Below are 16,526 nucleotides of genomic sequence, written 5' to 3' on the forward strand. Positions count from 1 at the left end.
TCGATCACCGGCGACTCCACCTTGGCCAGCCCGCCCACCGCCACCACGCTGAGCACCAGGTTCTTGACCGGGCCCTCGATGAGCATCTTCATGATGATCGCCACGACCCCCACCAGCGTGGCCGCGACCGCCACCACCACGACGACGGCCATCATCGCCCCGATGGACCGCGTCCGCAGCCGCCACATGGCCCAGACGCCCAGCAGCGCCACCAGGAACCCCAGCCCGGCGGTGACCGCCACGATCATCCCGAGATCACCCATCGCCGCCTGCGGCGCCCCATCCGCGGCCGCGGTCACACCACACCCCCGGGCCCGCTCACGTCACGCCCCAAAGCACGCCGCACCCCGCAGGCCCGGTCACGCCGCGCTCTCCAGCGGTTCGTACCGGTAGCCGACCCCCCAGACCGTGACGATCCTGCGCGGTTCCGTCGGGTCGCGCTCGATCTTCTCCCGCAGCCGCCGCACGTGCACCGTCACCGTGGACGAGTCGCCGAACGACCACCCCCACACCTGGTCGAGCAGCGCCGACCGGCTGAACGCCTGCCTCGGGTTGCGCATCAGGTAGGCCAGCAGGTCGAACTCCCTGGCCGTCAGCATCACCTCGGCCCCGCGCAGCCGCACCTCGTGCGCGCCCACGTCCACGAGCAGGTCGCCGTCGCGCAGCACGCCGGTGCCGCCTGTGACGGACGCGCCGCGCGCCCGACGCAGCACGGACTGCACGCGCAGGGCCAGCTCGCGCGGGCTGAACGGCTTGGTCACGTAGTCGTCGGCGCCGGTCTCCAGGCCGACGACGCGGTCGATCTCCTCGCCGAGCGCGGTCAGCATGATCACCGGCACCGGCCAGCGTTCCCGCAGCTTCCTGCACACCTGCAGCCCGTCGATCTTGGGCAGCATCAGGTCGAGCACCATCAGGTCCGGCGGGCGGGCCAGCGCCCTGCGCAGCGCCTCCGCGCCGTCGCCGACGCACTCGACCTCGTGCCCGTCGCGCTCCAGATACCGCGCCACGACCTCGGCCACGGTCGGATCGTCGTCGACCACCAGGATGCGCGTGTTCACGACTTCACGGTACGGCGCGGCGCGCCGAATCCGTCAGACACGTCACCGGTTCGTAAGCCTCCTTCAGGCCCCCGTCCGGCCGGTAAAAACCTCGCAGCCCGCGCCCCGACGACGTACGGTGGCCCCATGGGTAAAGTCGTGATGCTCGCCTTAGGCACCCTGCTCGGTGCGTTCGTGCTGTTCAACTTCCTGCTTCCGATGCTGGGAGTGCTGCTGAAGGTCGCCCTGATCATCGCGGTGATCGGCGTGATCGTCTTCGTCGCGGTCAACGTGGTCGGCAAGTCCTCGCGATCCTCGTGACCCTGTTCGTTCTCGATCCGTGGCTGGCCGGGGTCACCATGATGGCGATCCTGCTGCTGGTCATGTGGGCGGCGGCGCTGCTGCCCGCCCTCGGCGGTGAGCCGTCCGGCTTTCCGCTGATCTACGCGCGCCGTACGGCGTTCCAGCGCCAGCGCGATCCTGACGCGTCCGGGCGTTCGCGTCCTCGCGCACCCTGACCTGCCCCGCTTCCTCCTCAGAAGCGGGGCTCAGACTCATGAGCCCTGAAATCTCACCCTGAATTCCGAAAGGGAAGGGCTCATGATCGATTCTCTCGTCACGTTCGTCATCGGCATGTCCGGCGGCAGCGCCGCGCTCGGCATCGTGCTGTTCACCCTGGCGGTACGCCTGTTGCTGCTGCCGCTCAGCGTGCGCCAGGCCCGTACGTCCAGGCTCAGGGAGAAGCTCGCCCCGAAGCTGCTCGAACTGCGCAAGCGGTACGCGCGCAACCCCGAGCGCCTCACCAGGGAGATGAACGCGCTCTACGCCAAGGAGGGCACGTCACCGTTCGCCGGCATCGGCGCCGGGCTGGCGCAGTTGCCTTTCCTGTGGCTGATGTACCAGGTGGCGACGCACCCGACCGCCCTGGCGGGGCAGCAGTTGCTGGTGGCGCCGCTGGGAGAGCAGGCGGCGGGCGTGATCGCCCATTACGGTCTGATCAGCTTGCCAGTTTCGGTCTTTGCGGTCGTCATCGCGTTGCTCGTGGTCGTGGCCTGGTTGTCGGCCCGCAGGATGAAGGCCACGATGCCCGACGGACAGCCCGAAACGATGCGGAAACTTCTGCCGCTGATGCCGTTCGGCGCCGTGCTGGCCGCGGCCGTGCTGCCGCTGGCGGCCGCGCTCTACCTGCTGGTCTCCACGGCCTGGACGTTCGGCGAGCGGGTCGCGCTGTATCCGCGACCGGCCGCCTGAATTGACCTAACCGGCCTCCCTGAGTGCGGCCACCTGCCCGTTCGCCGAGTTCACCGACCCGTTGGGCGCGGGCAGGATGGCCCACACGGTGGTCGTGTCACCGTCGTGCCGTACCCCCCAGCTCTCCGCGACGTACTCGACGATGCCCAGCCCCCTGCCTCCGAGCGACGACAGGGTCGGGCGTCCCGCCCGCGGCTCGGTGGCCGCGCCCCCGTCGCTGACAGCGACCTCGATGTGGTCGTCGCTGCGTAGCCAGGCGACTCTCACCATGCCTGACGGCAGCGGATGCGCGTGCCGCAGCGCGTTGCTCAGCAACTCGCTCACCACCAGCACGGCATCGTCGATCGCGGCCGAAAAAACCCCGCTGTCCTGCAGATCAGTGCTCAGACGCTGGCGGGCAACGGCGACGCTGGACGGCGCGTACGGCAGTAGCACCACGCTTGACACACCCACCTCCCCGCTCCCTGTGCCCCCCGCGGGAACACTCCCCGGTACGACCGAAATGCCCCGTTACTCGATCCCAGAAACCGCATCTCGATCACAGCTTGTACACATTGGACGATAGATCAGCGCAACCGTGACCACCTCGTTACCGCGTCGGTGTGTCGGATCCGATAGGGGATGCGCACCTCATCACGAGACGCAGCCGAGTGCCGCCACCTGGCCTTGGATGTGCGCTTACGTCGCCTCCCTGAGCTCTCGCCAGACTGCGGACGATATAGAGACCTAGTCCCACTCCACCAAACCGTCTCCGATCGCCGCTGTCCACCTGTACGAACCGCTCGAAAATCCGTTCACGATCCGTGGGAGCGATCCCGACACCTTCGTCGTCGACGACCACGACCGCCGTATCTTCTTCGCGCCAGGCCTCGACCCGGATCAGCCCGCCCTGCGGCGAGTACTTGAACGCGTTCTCCAGCACCTGGCCGAGCACGATGTCGGTGGCCAGCGGATCGCCCAGCACCCGCGGCAGGTCGTCGGCCACGCGCACCTCGACCCGGTGCTTGTCCGACAGCACGGGCAGCCCGAGCGTGGCCACGTCGATCCGCTCGGCCAGGTCGAACGACTCGATCCGCACCGCCAGCTCGTCCGCGCCGGCCCGGGCGCCGAGCAGCAGGTGGTCCATGAGCCCGCCCAGCGACCTGGACCGCTCGGCGATCGTGCGCACGGCCGAGCGCCGCTCGTCGTCGCTCAGCTTGTCCCAGCGCGAGTCGAGCGTGCTGGCGAACCCGCGCACGATGGTGATCGGCGTGCGCAGCTCGTGGCTGGTCGTGGCCAGGAACAGGTCCTTGGCCTCCTCCAGTTCCTTGGCCGCCGTCACGTCGCGGAAGTCGATGACGACCTCGCCGGTCTCCTCGATCCCGGCGCTCACCACGTCCAGCCAGCGGCCGGATTCGAGCTGGAAGGTGCGCTTCTCCCCCGGGCCTGGCAGCGGGAACGGCGGCGGCCCGCCGATCACGGCGGCGGCCGCGTACCCGGTCAGATCGACCGCGGCCGGGTTCCACCGCAGCACGCGCCCGGCCTCGTCGAGCACCGCGATGCCGTCGGCGCTGGCGTCGAACACGGCCCGTTCGTGCGCCCGCTGCCGCACCGCCTCCTGGTAGGCCACCGCGTTGCCGGCCGCGATGCCCGCGTGTCCTGCCAGCAGTTCGAGCAGTTCCAGTTCCAGGTGGCCGGGCTTGCGCCGGGCGAACAGCGCGTACAGCGCGCCGTAGGGCCTGCCGCCAACCGCGGCCAGGCCGAGCGCGATCGTGTGCAGCCCGGTGAGCCTGGCCCACACCAGGTCGCCGAGCCCTTCCGACTCCAGCATGACGGTCTTGCCGGTGCGTAAGAGTTTGTCGACCAGGCTCGTGCGCAGGTCTCTGGTGGTGCCTCTGAGCTGGTCGGGCAGCTGGTAGGTGCTGACCAACCGGAGCTTGTCGCCCTCGATCAGGACGAAGCCGCCGGCGTCCGCGCCGGTCAGCTCGGTCAGGCTGGCGGAGATGCGGTCGAGGACGGCGGGCAGCTCCAGCTCGGCGTTGATGTCGCCGACGACGTCGGTGAGCCTGCGCACGAGCCTGGCGCGGCGGGCCATGCGGCTCTTGGCCGCCTCCTCGGCCTGGGCCAGGTGGTGCACGCACACGTAGCCGGCCACCGAGTTGCCCAGGCGCAGCGCGCTGATGTCCACGCGCACGTCGAGCAGGACGCCGTCGCTGCGCAGTCGCTTGGTACGCAGGGACACGCTGTTCCCCGCGCCGCCGGTGCGCACGCGTTCGAGCACCGCGTTGTGCTCGGCGGTCAGCTCGCCGGGCACGATCGGCGCCCTGCGCCCCAGCATGTCGGCGGCCGGCCAGCCGAACAGCCGCTCGGCGGCGGCGTTCCAGACCAGCACGCTCTGGTCCCGGTCGAGCGCCACCACCGCGTTGGGCGAGCTGGCGAGCACCGCGCGGGCGATCTCATCGTCACTACCGGCCCATTCATCCCCCACACCTCCATAGTGCCCGTGGCGTGGTGCGTGCGAGGGGGGATCCGTCCGATACGCTGCGGTCACGACTTTTCCAGGCGGTGAAGAGGGTGAGGGTATGTCGAGTGGCGATCTCGATGCCCTGCTGCGGGTGACCTCGAGCACCTATCGGGGTGAGACGCCGCCCGACATCGCGTTCGGCACCTACGACGGGGCGCTCGGCCGCATGGTGCTCGCCGTGTCGGGCAGGGGCGTCGTGGCGTGCAGTTTCGAGCCGGAGAACACCGTGTTCGAGCTGATCACCAAGCAGGTGGGAACGTTCATCGGGCCCGACGCGCGGCGGCTCGACCCGGTGCGCAGGGAGCTCGACGCGTACTTCTCCGGCCGCCTGCGCACCTTCGCCACGCCGGTCGACCTGTCGCTGGCCACCGCCTTCGCCCGTACGGTGCTGCAGAAGACGATGGCGGTGCCGTACGGCACGACCACGACGCTGGAGGAGATCGGCGAGCTCATCGGCAGGCCGCGCGCCCTGCGGGCGGTCGGCAACGCGCTGAGCGCCAACCCGGTGTGCGTGGTCGTGCCCTGCCACCGCGTCCTGCGCCAGGACGGCGGGCTCGGCGACTACCCCGGCGGGGTGGCCGCCAAGCAACACCTGCTCAACGTCGAGCAGCGCGCCTCCGCCAGCCGATAGCCAGCGTCACCAGCGCCGCCACCACGGCCGCGCCGAGCGCGCCGTTCATCCACGGCTGCCTGATCTGGTCACGCAGGGGAGCCCAGAGGTCGTCCCAGGCCTGGACGGTCGGGGTCGAGGTGGTCAGCCAGTACGCCACGAAGCCCAGCGCCCACGGCACCAGCATCGACCAGCGCGACGGCGCGTTCTCCGCGGTGTTCCACCGCGACCGGCCGCCGAGCAGGAAGTAGTCGACGGCGAGCACCGCGAACATGGGCACGAACACCGCGCCGATCACGCCGAGGAACGCGCCGTAGGAGGTGATCTCCCGCAGCGCGATCCCGGTGGTCAGCACGCCGATGGCGATGGAGATGATCCGCCGGTCCACGCGCGGCATCAGGTTCTGCAGCGAGACCGTGGTGGAGTAGACGTTGGCGAAGGACTGGTCGGTCTCGCGCAGCACCAGGATGCCGAAGAACAACGCGCCCAGCGGCGCCGCCACGAACGGCTCGAACACCGCCATCGGGTCACCGCTGCCGGCCAGCGCCACCGCGTAGACGCCGAGCCCCAGGCAGGCCACCTGGGCCAGGGTGTACCCGCCGACGACGCCGGTGAAGGCCGCCCTGCTGGAACGCGAGTGCCTGGCGAAGTCGGCGGCCAGCGGCACCCACGAGACCGACAGCGCGATCACGTAGTCGACGGCCGGCGCGAACGCCGTCCACGAGCCGCCCGTCTGCGGCGGGGCCTTGGTCAGGAAGTACACCGTGAACCAGATCATCGAGATGATGACGCCGATCGTGACGTAGCGGCGCAGCACCCGGACCGCGCCGAGCGGCCAGATCGCCAGCGCGGTGGTCAGCAGGCCGGCGGCGATCACCCACACCTCGTAGGGCACCGAGCCGAAGATCGCGCCGGCCGCCTTGGCGATCACCCAGAGCTCGAAGGCGCCCCAGCCGATCATCTGCACGATGTTCAGCACGGTCGGCACGTACGACACCCGCGCCCCGAACAGCCCGCGCAGCAGCGCCATCGCGGGCATGCCGGTCTGCGTGCCGGGAATGGCCGCCAGGCCGACCATGGCGGTGCCGATCAGGCTGCCCACGACGGTCGCGGTCAGCGCGGCGGCCAGGCTGAGCGGCGCGTCGCCCAGCGGGTTGAGCAGGAGCAGCGCGCCGGAGAAGCCCAGAAGGCTGACGCCGAGGTTGGCCCAGAGCGCGCCCTGGTCGAGCACGCCCAGTGTCTTGGGCGGGGCTCCTTCGAGTGTCAGCGGAACTTCGTCTGCGACATGCGTCATCGCACACTCCCTACGCCGGCATTATCCGGACAGGTTCAGGCGGTCGGCAGCGCTTGTGGGGTCTGCCCTCTCAGCCCGGCCATGCCCGAGCTCCCGCGACTATGTAATTTGCGCCCTCATCATGCCCTATGTCGTGCGATGCCGACCACAGGGGTCAGCGCAGGTGGTGTATCACCTGCTCGGCGCGGCCGGGAAAGGCGACGAGCAGGTGCTCTTCGTAGGGGCCGTTCTCGTCGGGTCCGGTCATCTCGCGGACGTAGATCCGCAGCCGGTACCGGCCTGAGCCGCGGGCGGCGAGGTTCACCGACACGATCTCGCCGTCCTCGCCGGAGACGAACAGGCGGCCCGAGCGGCTGAGCACGCCGGCCTCGGCCACCCGCTGCCAGCCCGTGAGCCGCAGCGGCGGGGCGGCGGTGAACGCCTTGATCGTCAGGCAGATGGGCGAGAACTCGTCGGTCAGCACCACGGCGCTGGTGCCCTCGGCGTGGACGAGCCCGTCGTCGAAGGCCGCGTGCACGTCGGCGTGCTCGCCTTCCTCGTAGGAGGCCCGGTCGTCGAAGACGTAGTACGAGATGCCGTCGCCGAAGAGGGCGAGCGTGTCCTGGCGGGCGGCACGCACCCGTGGCCAGGGGTCGCGGCAGCGCGCGGTCAGCTCGGCGCGCTGGTCGGCCTGGGACCGGCGGGCCTGATCGGCCTGCCGGTCGGCGGCCCGTTGCCGGTCGGCCTCCTCGGCGGCGATGACGTCCGGGCAGAGCAGGTGCAGCGCGCCGGACAGGTCCCAGCCGTCCAGCGGCTGCCGCTCGTGCTCCCGCACCGCGCACGCGACCTGACCGGCGACGAGAATCCGCTGGTCGGGCACGTTTTCGAGGAGGCCGGGCGAAGTCGCATCCGAGTCCTGGCGCACCTGGCAGACGAACGCCCGCTCGCCCTCCTGCGGGCAGGAGCCGGCCCGCCCGGTGAACGTGATCCGCGCCAGTTCCTCCGCCTGGACCACGCCGAGCAGCAGCACGGCGGTCACCACCGCGGCGATCGCCCGCCTGCCGCGGCCCTCGGGTGCACCGGGGCCGGCCAGCTCGTGCGCCGAGCGGGCCGGCCAGATCGTGTTGAAGACGTTCAGCGCGCTGATCAGCGCGTACGTCATCCCGCCGTCCTGGATGACGTCGACGACCGGGAGCGCCACCGTGAGCGCCAGCGCGACCCAGCCGAACCGCAGGGTGCCCCGGCTCCAGCGGCCGTCGCGCCGCTGGCCGACCAGGACCGTCACCCACCAGACGACGGCGCCGAGTCCGGTCAGCTCGAACGCCCAGGACGACGTCAGCGCGCTGCCGGCCACCCAGCCGAGCGCCCCGGCGAGCACGTCGATCAGCCCGAGCGTGATGGCCACCGTACGGAACCCGGCCGAGACCCCGCCGAGCGCCAGCGGGAAGAGGATCACCAGGGGAGCCCCGCTGATCAGCGCCACGACGGCGAACACCGGGCGGGGCGACCCGCTGATCAGCGCCCAGAGGATCAGGTCGTGGGCGACGGCCAGGTAGAGCAGGCGGCGCAACCACACCGCGCGCCGGTCCGCCGGGTCAGCCGCTCGCCCGGAGGGCGAGGTCGTGGGCCCGCGCAGCACCTGCCAGTACATCCAGCTCCGCACCGCGCCGACCGCGACCAGCCCGGCCACGGAGACCCAGGGCAGCGACTCGGGCAGCCACGCCGACAGGTACAGCAGCGACAACAGGCCCAGCAGCTCGAACGACGAAGCAGCCGGGCTCCGGACGGTGACCACCGCCACCACGGCCACGACGAGCAGGTGTAACCCGGCGAAGACCGCCGCGAGCCAGCCAAAGCGATACCGGCGCACCCGAAGCCCACCCTCACCCGCATCGGCAGCAGACGGGTGATCTTAGCGCGCCGCCGGACGCCTGTCTCAGGCCACGAAAGGCGGCTGCCCGGTCTCGCTCACCATCGGCCGGTGCGCGTGCTCCCAGGACTGCATGCCGCCGCCCACGTTGACCGCGTCGCGGCCGAGCCGGTTGAGCCAGGCGGCCACCTGCATGGACCGGCCGCCGACCCGGCAGATCACGTAGACCGTCCGCTCGCTCGGGACCTCGTCGAGCCGCCCCTGGATCTGGGTCATCGGGATGTGCACGGCGTGCGGGGCGTGGCCGGCCGTCCATTCGTCCTGCTCGCGCACGTCGAGCAGGTATCCGTCTTCGGGGACTGCACTGGCCTCGATCTCAGGAACGGTCATGACCCCATCATCTCGCGTCTCGCCAGGTCCCGCGGCACCCACCGGCCCCGGGAGCACCAGGCGGCTACTTGAGCAGGCGCGAGAGCCTGCGGTCGGCCAGCGGTTTGCCGCCGGTCTGGCAGGTGGGGCAGTACTGCAGCGACGAGTCGGCGAACGACACCTCGCGGATCGTGTCGCCGCACACGTCGCACGGCTGCCCGGCCCGGTTGTGCACGCGCAGCCCGGACTTCTTCTCCGCCTTGAGGTCCTTGGCCGCCAGCCCGTGCGCGCGTTCGACGGCGTCGCGCAGGGTGGTCACGATCGCCTCGTGCAGGTCGGCGATCTGGGCGTCGGTCAACGTCGCCGCGATCTTGAACGGCGACATCTTGGCCACGTGCAGCACTTCGTCGGAGTATGCGTTGCCGATGCCGGCGATCACCTTCTGGTCGCGCAGCAGGCCCTTGATCTGGGTGCGGTTACCGCCGATGATCCGCTTGAGCGCGTCGACGGTGAACGCGTCGTCCAGCGGGTCGGGGCCGAGCGCGGCCACTCCGGGCACTTCGCCGGGGTTCTTGGTGACGTAGACGGCCAGGCGTTTCTGGGTGCCCGCCTCGGTCAGCTCGAAGCCGGGCGCGATCCCGTCGTCGTCGGGCGCGAAGCGCACGCGTACCGCGAGCGGCCCCTTGCCCGGGCGGACCGGCTTGGCGCCGGACATGTCCTCGCGCCAGCGCAGCCATCCGGCCCTGGCCAGGTGGATGACCAGGTGCAGGCCGTCGCAGTCGAGGTCGAGGAACTTGCCGTGCCTCGACACGCTGGTCACGCTCAGCCCGCCGAGCGCGGTGACCGGCGGGTCGAACGTCTTCAGCGCCTGGATGGCGACCACGTCGACGGCCAGGACGGTACGGCCCACCGCCCGTTCGCGCAGGAAGTGGGCGAGAGACTCCACTTCTGGAAGTTCCGGCATGTCACCAGGGTACGGTGCGCACCGGACCATCCACAGCCTGTGGACACACCCTGGGCAAAGCGCCTAAGGGACGTCCCAGAACGCCAGCTCGTGCGCCATCCCCTCGCGGAACAGCGCCTCGGCGCGGGCCGGGTCGGGGTCGGCCTCGTCGATCATCTGCCCGATCCTGGCCGTCAGCGCCGCGAAACCGGGGTCCGCGTACGTGTCCACCCACGCCCGATATCTCGGCTCAGCAGGCGGATTCTCCGCCAATATCTGGCCAAGCGTCGAATATCCCCACATACACGGGTAAAGCGCGGCCAGCCCCTCCCCGTACGACCCCGCGGACTCCAGCAGGAACCCCGTGTACGCCGAACACGCCGGCCCCTTCACCGCCCCGTCGAGATCGGCGCCGAACTCCGCCGACAACGACCGGTGCAGGTTCAGCTCGTCGTGGTACGTCGTGTGCGCCAGATCGACCAGGTCACCCAGATGGGCCGCGGGCGCCTGCCAGGCCAGCCGCGCGAACACCCGCACGTAGTCGTGCAGGAACAGGTAGTCCTGCTCCAGCCAGGACCGGAACACCGGCTCCGGCAGGTCACCCCGCCCGATCCCCGCCACGGTCGGATGCGCGAGCTGGGCGTCGAGCAGCGGCCGCCCGACAGCGTGCAATTTCTCAGAGATACCCATGAGTGTGGAGGTTAGTGTCGAAGCATGACTATGACGATCGCCGAGGAACTCCTCCTGCTGGCCTACAGCGAAGAGGAAGGCAAGCAGCTCATCGCGGCGGCCCAGCTCGACCCCGCGCTCGGCGGCGCCATACTCGCCGAGCTGGCGGTAGCCGGCCGGGTGGAGCTGTCGGACAAGAAGGTGGCCGTCATCGACCCCACCCCGCTGGGCGACGAGGAGCTCGACTCGGCCCTGGCCCGCATGGCCGCCGAGGACAAGGAGCGCAAGCCGGTCTGGTGGGTGCAGAAGCTGTACTCGAGCAAGCTGCGCAGGCGCCTGCTGACCAGGCTGGCCGAGAACGGCGTGCTGGCCGAGGAACGCGGCAAGGTGCTCGGGATCTTCCCCACCACCCGCTGGCCGGAGTCGAACCCCGAGGTCGAGGCCGGGGTGCGGGCCCGCGTGGCGCACGCGCTGTCGGGCGAGGACCCGGACGCGCGCACCGCCGTGCTGATCGCGCTCATGCACGTCTCGAAGCTGGACGCCAAGGCCTTCCCCGGCGCGGACAGACGCCGAGTCAAGGAGATCGCCGAAGGCGCCTGGGCCGCCGACGCGGTGGCCAAGACCATCGCCGCGATCAACTCGGTCATCGTGATCGCGGCCACCAGCGCCGCCGCCGGCGCCATCGCCTCAGGCTCCTCCTGAGCCGACCGGAGAACCGTCAGCCGGCGTCGAGCACCGCCTTCGGCACCGGCTTGTCCTCCTTCAGCGCGTTGAACAGCATCAGCGCCTTCTCCCTGTCCCACTTGACCGCCTGGCCGCCGCCGGCGATCTCGTTCCCGCCGAACGGCACCACCGTCGTGACCGGGCTGTCGCCCATGGACAGGCCCAGCGACAACATGTCGAACGCGCCGGTGTCGCCGTCGACCGCGACCGCCTCGGTGGCGCTCATCGCCAGCGGGATCGAGGTGAACGGGTTGATGAGCACGCCGGGGCTGGCCGCCTTCTTCACCACCGCGCTGAGGAACTGCCGCTGCCGCTTGGTGCGCTCGAAGTCGGGCAGCGCGCCACCCTTGCGGGTGCGTACGTAGCCGAGCGCCTGCGAGCCGGTGAGCACCTGGGTGCCCTTCTTCAGGTTCAGCCCGGCCTTGGGGTCGTTCACGTCGGCCCGCACGTTGATCTCGACGCCGCCGACGGCGTCGACGATGTCCACGAACCCGGCGAACCCGATCTCCATGTAGTTGTGGATGCGCAGGCCGGTGGTCGTCTCGACGGTGCGGATCAGCAGCTTGGGGCCGCCGATCGCGTACGCCGCGTTGAGCTTGTTGCGGCCCTGGCCGGGGATGGTGACGGCCGAGTCGCGCGGCAGGCTGACCAGGGTCGGCTTGTCGCTGCCGTCGGGGATGTGCAGCAACATCATGGAGTCGGTGCGCTGGCCCTGGGAGCTGCCGGTGGCGAGCTTCCTGCGCTGGGCCGCGGACAGGCCCTTGCGGCTGTCTGAACCGACCAGCAGCCAGTTGGTGCCCGCGGTGTCGGCCGGGCGGCCCTCGTAGTCGGCCAGCACGTCGCCGTCGATGCCGCCCAGGCGGGAGTCGACCCAGAAGAACAGGCCGATGCCGGCCACCAGGAGCACCACGAGCAGACCGGCGAGGATCTTGAGTATCGTCCGGCCCGACGGCAGTTTGCGCGGGCCGCGCGGCCCGCGCGGCTCCTTCTCGCGCCGCTCGGCCGACGACCTCAGCGGCTTGACCGGGCTGCTGCCCGAGCGCTCCCTGCCGTACACGCGCCCCTTGGACGACGACGGCGGCGACGAAGGCGGCGGCGGGGGCGCCGCGGCGGGCGCGGCGACCTCGGGCACGGGCATCTTGTGCGTCGGCGCGGCGGCCGGGCTCTGCGGCATCTGGTGCGCGGGAGCCCCGCCCGAGCGCAGGCCGTCGGCGGGCCGTGGCGGCAGCGGGCGGCCGTCTCCCGGCGAGCGCATGGCCCGTGTCCGGTCGTCCTCAGTCACGTCGCCTTCTTCCCTTCGGTCTGCCTAGACGGTACGTCGAACCCCCAGACAGTGCGCCCTCTGGTCAAGGTTTCTCCAGGGAAAAGTACCGGAACAGCCACAGAGAAGGGGGGACGTGCGGGCTCTGGCGGGCGAGCACGGAGTGGCACGCGGGCGAAACCCGGAGTCACTGCGGAAACATAGAGGTCACCAGCGTCGTTACGGTATTGGACGACCGCTATCGAAGGGATGACCGTGTCCGCTCCGGACCCATGGAGTCTATGCCCGTGCGCAGGCACGGGTTCCTCTGAGAGCTCACCACGGTGAGCGCTTATCTGGGCCTCCTGGCCCTCTTCCTCCTCACCGCGGCGACCGGGTACTTCGTCGCCCAGGAGTTCGCCTTCGTCGCCGCCGACCGCGGCCTCCTGCGCGAGCAGGCCGCCGCCGGTGACACCAGAGCCGTCAAAGCGCTCCAGGTGACCTCACGCCTGTCCTTCATGCTCTCCGGCGCGCAGCTCGGCATCACCGTCACCGCGTTGCTGGTCGGCTTCCTGGCCGAGCCGGCGATCGCCGTGCTGACGCGTCCGTGGCTGGCCGGCGCCGGGCTCTCCGACACGATGGTCACCGGGGTCTCCGTGGCCATCGGCGTGTTCGTGGCCACCGTCGTGCAGATGGTGCTCGGCGAGCTCGCACCCAAGAACCTGGGCATCGCCAGGCCCGAGCCGGTGGCCAAGTTCCTGGCCGCGTCGACGCTGGCGTACCTGGCCGTGGTCGGCCCGGTGATCAAGCTGTTCGACTCCGCGGCGACCGGGCTGCTCAGGCGGGTCGGCATCGAGCCCGTCGAGGAGGTCGAGCACGGCGCGACGCCCGAGGAGCTGTCCCGGATCATCGAGGAGTCCGCGGAGGCGGGCGAGCTGCCCGCGCAGCTGTCCGAGCTGCTGGAGCGGGCGCTGGAGTTCGGCGACAGGAACGCCGAGGAGATCATGGTGCCGCGGCCGCGCGTGGTCGTGCTGCGCGACTCCCAGCCGATCTCCGAGCTGGTCGAGGTCATGCGCCGGTGCGGGCACTCCCGCTACCCGGTGCTCGGCGGCGACGGCGACGTGCTCGGCGTGACCGGGGTGCGCGAGCTGCTGACGTCCGGGCTGGACGAGGGCCTGGTCAGCGCCATCACCCGGCCCGCGCTGCTGGTGCCTGACTCGCTGCCGCTGCCCGCCGTGCTGAACAGGATGCGCGCCGCGCATGAGGACATCGTCTGCGTCATCGACGAGTACGGCGGCCTGGCCGGCGTCATCACCGTCGAGGACCTGGCCGAGGAGCTGGTCGGCGAGCTCATGGACGAGAACGACCCCGAGCCGCAGGGCGCCGTCGAGCAGCCGGGCGGGATCTGGGAGGTGCCGGGCCGGCTCAGGCTCGACGAGGTCGAGCGGGCCACCGGCATCGCGCTGCCGGAGAGCGACGACTACGACACCCTCGCCGGCCTGGTGCTGGCCAGGCTGGGCCGGATGCCGAACCCCGGCGACAGCGTCACCGTGCCGATCGCCGCGGTGACCGACCCGTTCGCCGAGGACGACCAGGAGCACCTGGCCGAGCTGACCGTGATGTCGCTCAGCCGGCGGGTGCCCGAATGGGTGCGGCTCTCGCCCGCCCAGCACGCGGAGGCGGCCCGATGACGCTCATCCTCATCAGCCTCGCGCTGCTGGCCTTCAACGCGCTGTTCGTGGCCGCCGAGTTCGCCTTCGTCTCCTCCAGGCGGCACCGGCTGGAGGAGATGGCCTCCGGCGGCAACCGCCTGGTCAGGATCGCCGCGAAGTCGGCCGTGGGCGGCGGGCGCCAGCTCTCGCTCATGCTGGCCGGCGCCCAGCTCGGCATCACGCTGTGCACGCTGGGCCTGGGCCAGGTCACCGAGCCGGCCATCGAGCACTTCCTCGAACCGGTCTTCGCCGCCGCCGGCGTGCCCGAGTCGCTGCGCCTGCCGATCGCGCTGACGTTCTCGCTGGCGCTGGTGACGTTCCTGCACATGGTGGTGGGCGAGATGGCGCCCAAGTCGTGGGCGCTGACGCATCCCGAGCGGGCCGCGCTGGTGCTGACGCTGCCGTTCCGCGCCTTCACCTGGCTCATGCGCCCGCTGCTCTCCTCGCTGAACGGGCTGACCAACGTCATCCTGCGGCTGTTCGGCGTGCAGCCGCGCGACGAGCTGGCCACCACCAGGACGCCGCGCCAGCTGGCCATGCTGGTGGGCGAATCGGGCCGGATGGGCCTGCTCGACCGGGAGGAGCACGACCTGCTCACCCGGGCGCTGCGCCTGGAGGCCGAGGGCATCGAACGCCTGATGGTGCCGATCGACCAGGTCGTCTTCGTGCCGCCGTCGGCCGATTCCGCCGCCATCAAGGACACGGCCGCACACAGCGGTCACCTGCGGCTGCTGGTGGGCCGGCCGGGAGACGTCGGAGGCGTCCTGCACGCCCGCGACGCGCTCCTGCGCCCCGACCAGACCGCCGCGGGCCTGGCCAGGCCCATGCCCCGGCTGGCGTGCGTCACGCAGGTGCCGGAAGCGGTGGCCGCGCTCCAGGAGGCCAGGGCGCACCTGGCCCTGGTCACCGGCCAGGGCGGGGCCGTCATCGGCATGGTGAGCCTCACGGACCTGCTGAGCGTGCTGCTGGACACCAAGGCCGCCGCCTGAGCCGGAACACCGCCTGACCCGGAACACTGCCTGACCCGGAACATCGGGCGCCCGGCCGCGAACACTCGAGGAAACGACGGTGCGAGCGGCCGGGTGAGGCACCTCTGGCAAAGTTTTCCCGGGGACGGTGTGAGCTAAATCACGTAAGCAACCAGACAGCGGCCTGCAAGTGGCGGGCTTTACCGTCTTCCCAGCGGAGCACGGTCCCCCATGCGCCGGAGAACTTGCGGAGAACAAAGAAATGGCCCCGGCTCTTGCGAACCGAGGCCACTTTCGTCAGTGTGGGTCTGCCGATCTCATCGGTGACCCGAGTGGGCGAGGAGGGATTTGAACCCTCACGTCCTTTCGGACACACGGACCTGAACCGTGCGCGTCTGCCGTTCCGCCACCCGCCCTTTTTTGGGTGCGGAGAAACAGTAGCACGGAACTGCCACTAGTACTGAACCCGGATACGATCGCATAAGACACGGGAGCGGATGAGCTGGGCGCGACGGTCGAGGAGCGCCGGGCAGCCGCGTCGTGGGACGAGCGGAAACCGGGCGCCGGAAGCGTCTGGGGGCCGCGATCATATGCACGGAGGAAGGGAGGTACCCGGTGGGAGTCCTTCAGCGCTTCGAGCGAAGGCTCGAAGGCTTGGTTGAGGGGGCCTTTGCGCGGGCGTTCAAATCTGACCTTCAGCCGGTCGAGGTCGCCAGCGCGGTTCAGCGGGAGATGGATGAGCGTGCGGCGATCGTCGCTCAGGGTCGCACGCTCGTGCCCAACGACTTCGTGGTCGAACTGTCCACGACCGACAGCGAACGGCTCGAGGTCTACGCCGACAGCATCAGCCACGAGCTGGCCAACCTCGCCAGGGAGTACGCCAAGGAACAGGGCTACTCCTTCGTGGGACCGGTCCGGGTCCGTTTCGAGACCGCCGGAGACCTGGCTGTGGGGCTGTTCCGCATCCGGTCCGGCGTGATTCGCGGCGCGACGGTCGAGCAGGACGAGATTCGCCAGCCGGCGAGCGACCTGCCTCCGTCCAGGCCGCACGCGTTCAACGGGCGGCCCAGGCTGCTCGTCTCCACCCAGGACGACCCGCAGGGCGACCGTTCCTACGAGCTCACCACTCCGGTGACCTTGCTCGGCAGGGGCACCGACTGCGATCTTCGTCTGGTCGATCCCGGAGTCTCGCGTCATCACGCGGAGCTGCGCGTCGAGGGCCAGCTGGTGGTCCTCGTCGATCTCGGATCGACGAACGGCACTTTCGTCAACGGCCAGCCGGTACGCAGGATCGAGCTCCAGAACGGCACGCGAGTGACGCTGGGGCGCACGACTCTGGTGTTCCGGCGCGATTAGGG

The 16,526-nt window shown here is 70.6% G+C and carries 17 protein-coding genes, 1 tRNA gene, 1 pseudogene and 1 riboswitch; of the genes and pseudogenes, 8 read left to right on the forward strand and 11 right to left on the reverse strand.

From position 1 onward, the window contains the following. Positions 1 to 299, reverse strand: a pseudogene (locus HII36_RS06800) (hypothetical protein); the annotation flags it as partial. A 60-nt stretch (positions 300 to 359) separates the two neighbouring features. Next, positions 360 to 1,058 carry a response regulator transcription factor gene (locus HII36_RS06805; RefSeq protein ID WP_173522207.1) on the reverse strand — a complete coding sequence of 233 codons (699 nt, stop codon included), beginning with the start codon at positions 1,056 to 1,058 and terminating at the stop codon, positions 360 to 362. Positions 1,059 to 1,184: 126 nt separating this feature from the next. Between HII36_RS06805 and HII36_RS06810 the strand changes: the two genes are divergently transcribed. The 3 genes from HII36_RS06810 (at position 1,185) to yidC (ending at position 2,288) form a co-directional block, all read left to right on the forward strand. Continuing rightward, a complete protein-coding gene (locus HII36_RS06810; RefSeq protein ID WP_173522205.1) occupies positions 1,185 to 1,358 on the forward strand; it encodes a hypothetical protein in 174 nt (57 codons plus the stop codon). After that, positions 1,355 to 1,555: a DUF6412 domain-containing protein gene (locus HII36_RS06815; protein WP_173522206.1), complete on the forward strand. Its 201-nt coding sequence runs from the start codon at positions 1,355 to 1,357 to the stop codon at positions 1,553 to 1,555. The genes HII36_RS06810 and HII36_RS06815 overlap by 4 nt, the downstream gene beginning before the upstream one ends. 82 nt (positions 1,556 to 1,637) lie before the next feature. Then, positions 1,638 to 2,288 carry a membrane protein insertase YidC gene (yidC, locus tag HII36_RS06820; RefSeq protein ID WP_173522208.1) on the forward strand — a complete coding sequence of 217 codons (651 nt, stop codon included), beginning with the start codon at positions 1,638 to 1,640 and terminating at the stop codon, positions 2,286 to 2,288. A gap of 6 nt (positions 2,289 to 2,294) precedes the next feature. Here yidC and HII36_RS06825 read toward each other — a convergent pair whose 3' ends face one another. After that, positions 2,295 to 2,741, reverse strand: coding sequence for an ATP-binding protein (locus HII36_RS06825; RefSeq protein WP_173522209.1), 447 nt, complete (start codon positions 2,739 to 2,741; stop codon positions 2,295 to 2,297). A 136-nt stretch (positions 2,742 to 2,877) separates the two neighbouring features. After that, a complete protein-coding gene (locus HII36_RS06830) occupies positions 2,878 to 4,755 on the reverse strand; it encodes a PAS domain S-box protein (protein ID WP_173522210.1) in 1,878 nt (625 codons plus the stop codon). Positions 4,756 to 4,849: 94 nt separating this feature from the next. Here HII36_RS06830 and HII36_RS06835 point away from each other — a divergent pair, with 94 nt between their 5' ends. Beyond that, positions 4,850 to 5,422 carry a methylated-DNA--[protein]-cysteine S-methyltransferase gene (locus HII36_RS06835; RefSeq protein ID WP_173522211.1) on the forward strand — a complete coding sequence of 191 codons (573 nt, stop codon included), beginning with the start codon at positions 4,850 to 4,852 and terminating at the stop codon, positions 5,420 to 5,422. Here the strand turns inward: HII36_RS06835 and HII36_RS06840 are convergent. The 5 genes from HII36_RS06840 to HII36_RS06860 form a co-directional block, all read right to left on the reverse strand. Beyond that, the gene (locus tag HII36_RS06840; RefSeq protein ID WP_173522212.1) at positions 5,388 to 6,695 is read right to left on the reverse strand and encodes a purine-cytosine permease family protein; all 1,308 of its coding nucleotides are present in this window, start codon (positions 6,693 to 6,695) and stop codon (positions 5,388 to 5,390) included. The genes HII36_RS06835 and HII36_RS06840 overlap by 35 nt on opposite strands. After that, positions 6,686 to 6,802, reverse strand: a riboswitch (TPP riboswitch). It overlaps the preceding gene by 10 nt. A gap of 47 nt (positions 6,803 to 6,849) precedes the next feature. After that, entirely contained in the window at positions 6,850 to 8,544 is a 1,695-nt protein-coding gene (locus HII36_RS06845; protein ID WP_173522213.1) for a hypothetical protein, read from the reverse strand. 66 nt (positions 8,545 to 8,610) lie between these two features. Continuing rightward, entirely contained in the window at positions 8,611 to 8,934 is a 324-nt protein-coding gene (locus HII36_RS06850) for a rhodanese-like domain-containing protein (protein WP_173522214.1), read from the reverse strand. 64 nt (positions 8,935 to 8,998) lie between these two features. Continuing rightward, positions 8,999 to 9,877: an Fpg/Nei family DNA glycosylase gene (locus HII36_RS06855; protein WP_173522215.1), complete on the reverse strand. Its 879-nt coding sequence runs from the start codon at positions 9,875 to 9,877 to the stop codon at positions 8,999 to 9,001. A gap of 63 nt (positions 9,878 to 9,940) precedes the next feature. After that, positions 9,941 to 10,546: a TenA family protein gene (locus tag HII36_RS06860; protein WP_173522216.1), complete on the reverse strand. Its 606-nt coding sequence runs from the start codon at positions 10,544 to 10,546 to the stop codon at positions 9,941 to 9,943. 24 nt (positions 10,547 to 10,570) lie between these two features. On the opposite strand from HII36_RS06860, the gene HII36_RS06865 reads away from it, so the two are divergent. Then, a complete protein-coding gene (locus HII36_RS06865; RefSeq protein WP_173522217.1) occupies positions 10,571 to 11,227 on the forward strand; it encodes a GOLPH3/VPS74 family protein in 657 nt (218 codons plus the stop codon). 16 nt (positions 11,228 to 11,243) lie between these two features. Here HII36_RS06865 and HII36_RS06870 read toward each other — a convergent pair whose 3' ends face one another. Continuing rightward, a complete protein-coding gene (locus tag HII36_RS06870; protein ID WP_328807610.1) occupies positions 11,244 to 12,530 on the reverse strand; it encodes an LCP family protein in 1,287 nt (428 codons plus the stop codon). A gap of 302 nt (positions 12,531 to 12,832) precedes the next feature. On the opposite strand from HII36_RS06870, the gene HII36_RS06875 reads away from it, so the two are divergent. Beyond that, positions 12,833 to 14,179 carry a hemolysin family protein gene (locus HII36_RS06875; RefSeq protein WP_173522218.1) on the forward strand — a complete coding sequence of 449 codons (1,347 nt, stop codon included), beginning with the start codon at positions 12,833 to 12,835 and terminating at the stop codon, positions 14,177 to 14,179. Beyond that, positions 14,176 to 15,189 (forward strand): hemolysin family protein, encoded by a 1,014-nt coding sequence (locus HII36_RS06880; protein WP_173522219.1) that lies wholly within the window; start codon positions 14,176 to 14,178, stop codon positions 15,187 to 15,189. The genes HII36_RS06875 and HII36_RS06880 overlap by 4 nt, the downstream gene beginning before the upstream one ends. Before the next feature lie 312 nt (positions 15,190 to 15,501). Here HII36_RS06880 and HII36_RS06885 read toward each other — a convergent pair. Next, positions 15,502 to 15,584 (reverse strand) — tRNA-Leu (locus HII36_RS06885). Positions 15,585 to 15,783: 199 nt separating this feature from the next. On the opposite strand from HII36_RS06885, the gene HII36_RS06890 reads away from it, so the two are divergent. Beyond that, positions 15,784 to 16,524, forward strand: a complete 741-nt coding sequence (locus tag HII36_RS06890) for an FhaA domain-containing protein (RefSeq protein ID WP_043619792.1) — start codon at positions 15,784 to 15,786, stop codon at positions 16,522 to 16,524. Positions 16,525 to 16,526: the final 2 nt, after the last annotated feature.

It is taken from the genome of Nonomuraea antri (genome assembly GCF_013283785.1).
In the GTDB taxonomy this organism is placed as follows: Bacteria; Actinomycetota; Actinomycetes; order Streptosporangiales; family Streptosporangiaceae; genus Nonomuraea; species Nonomuraea antri.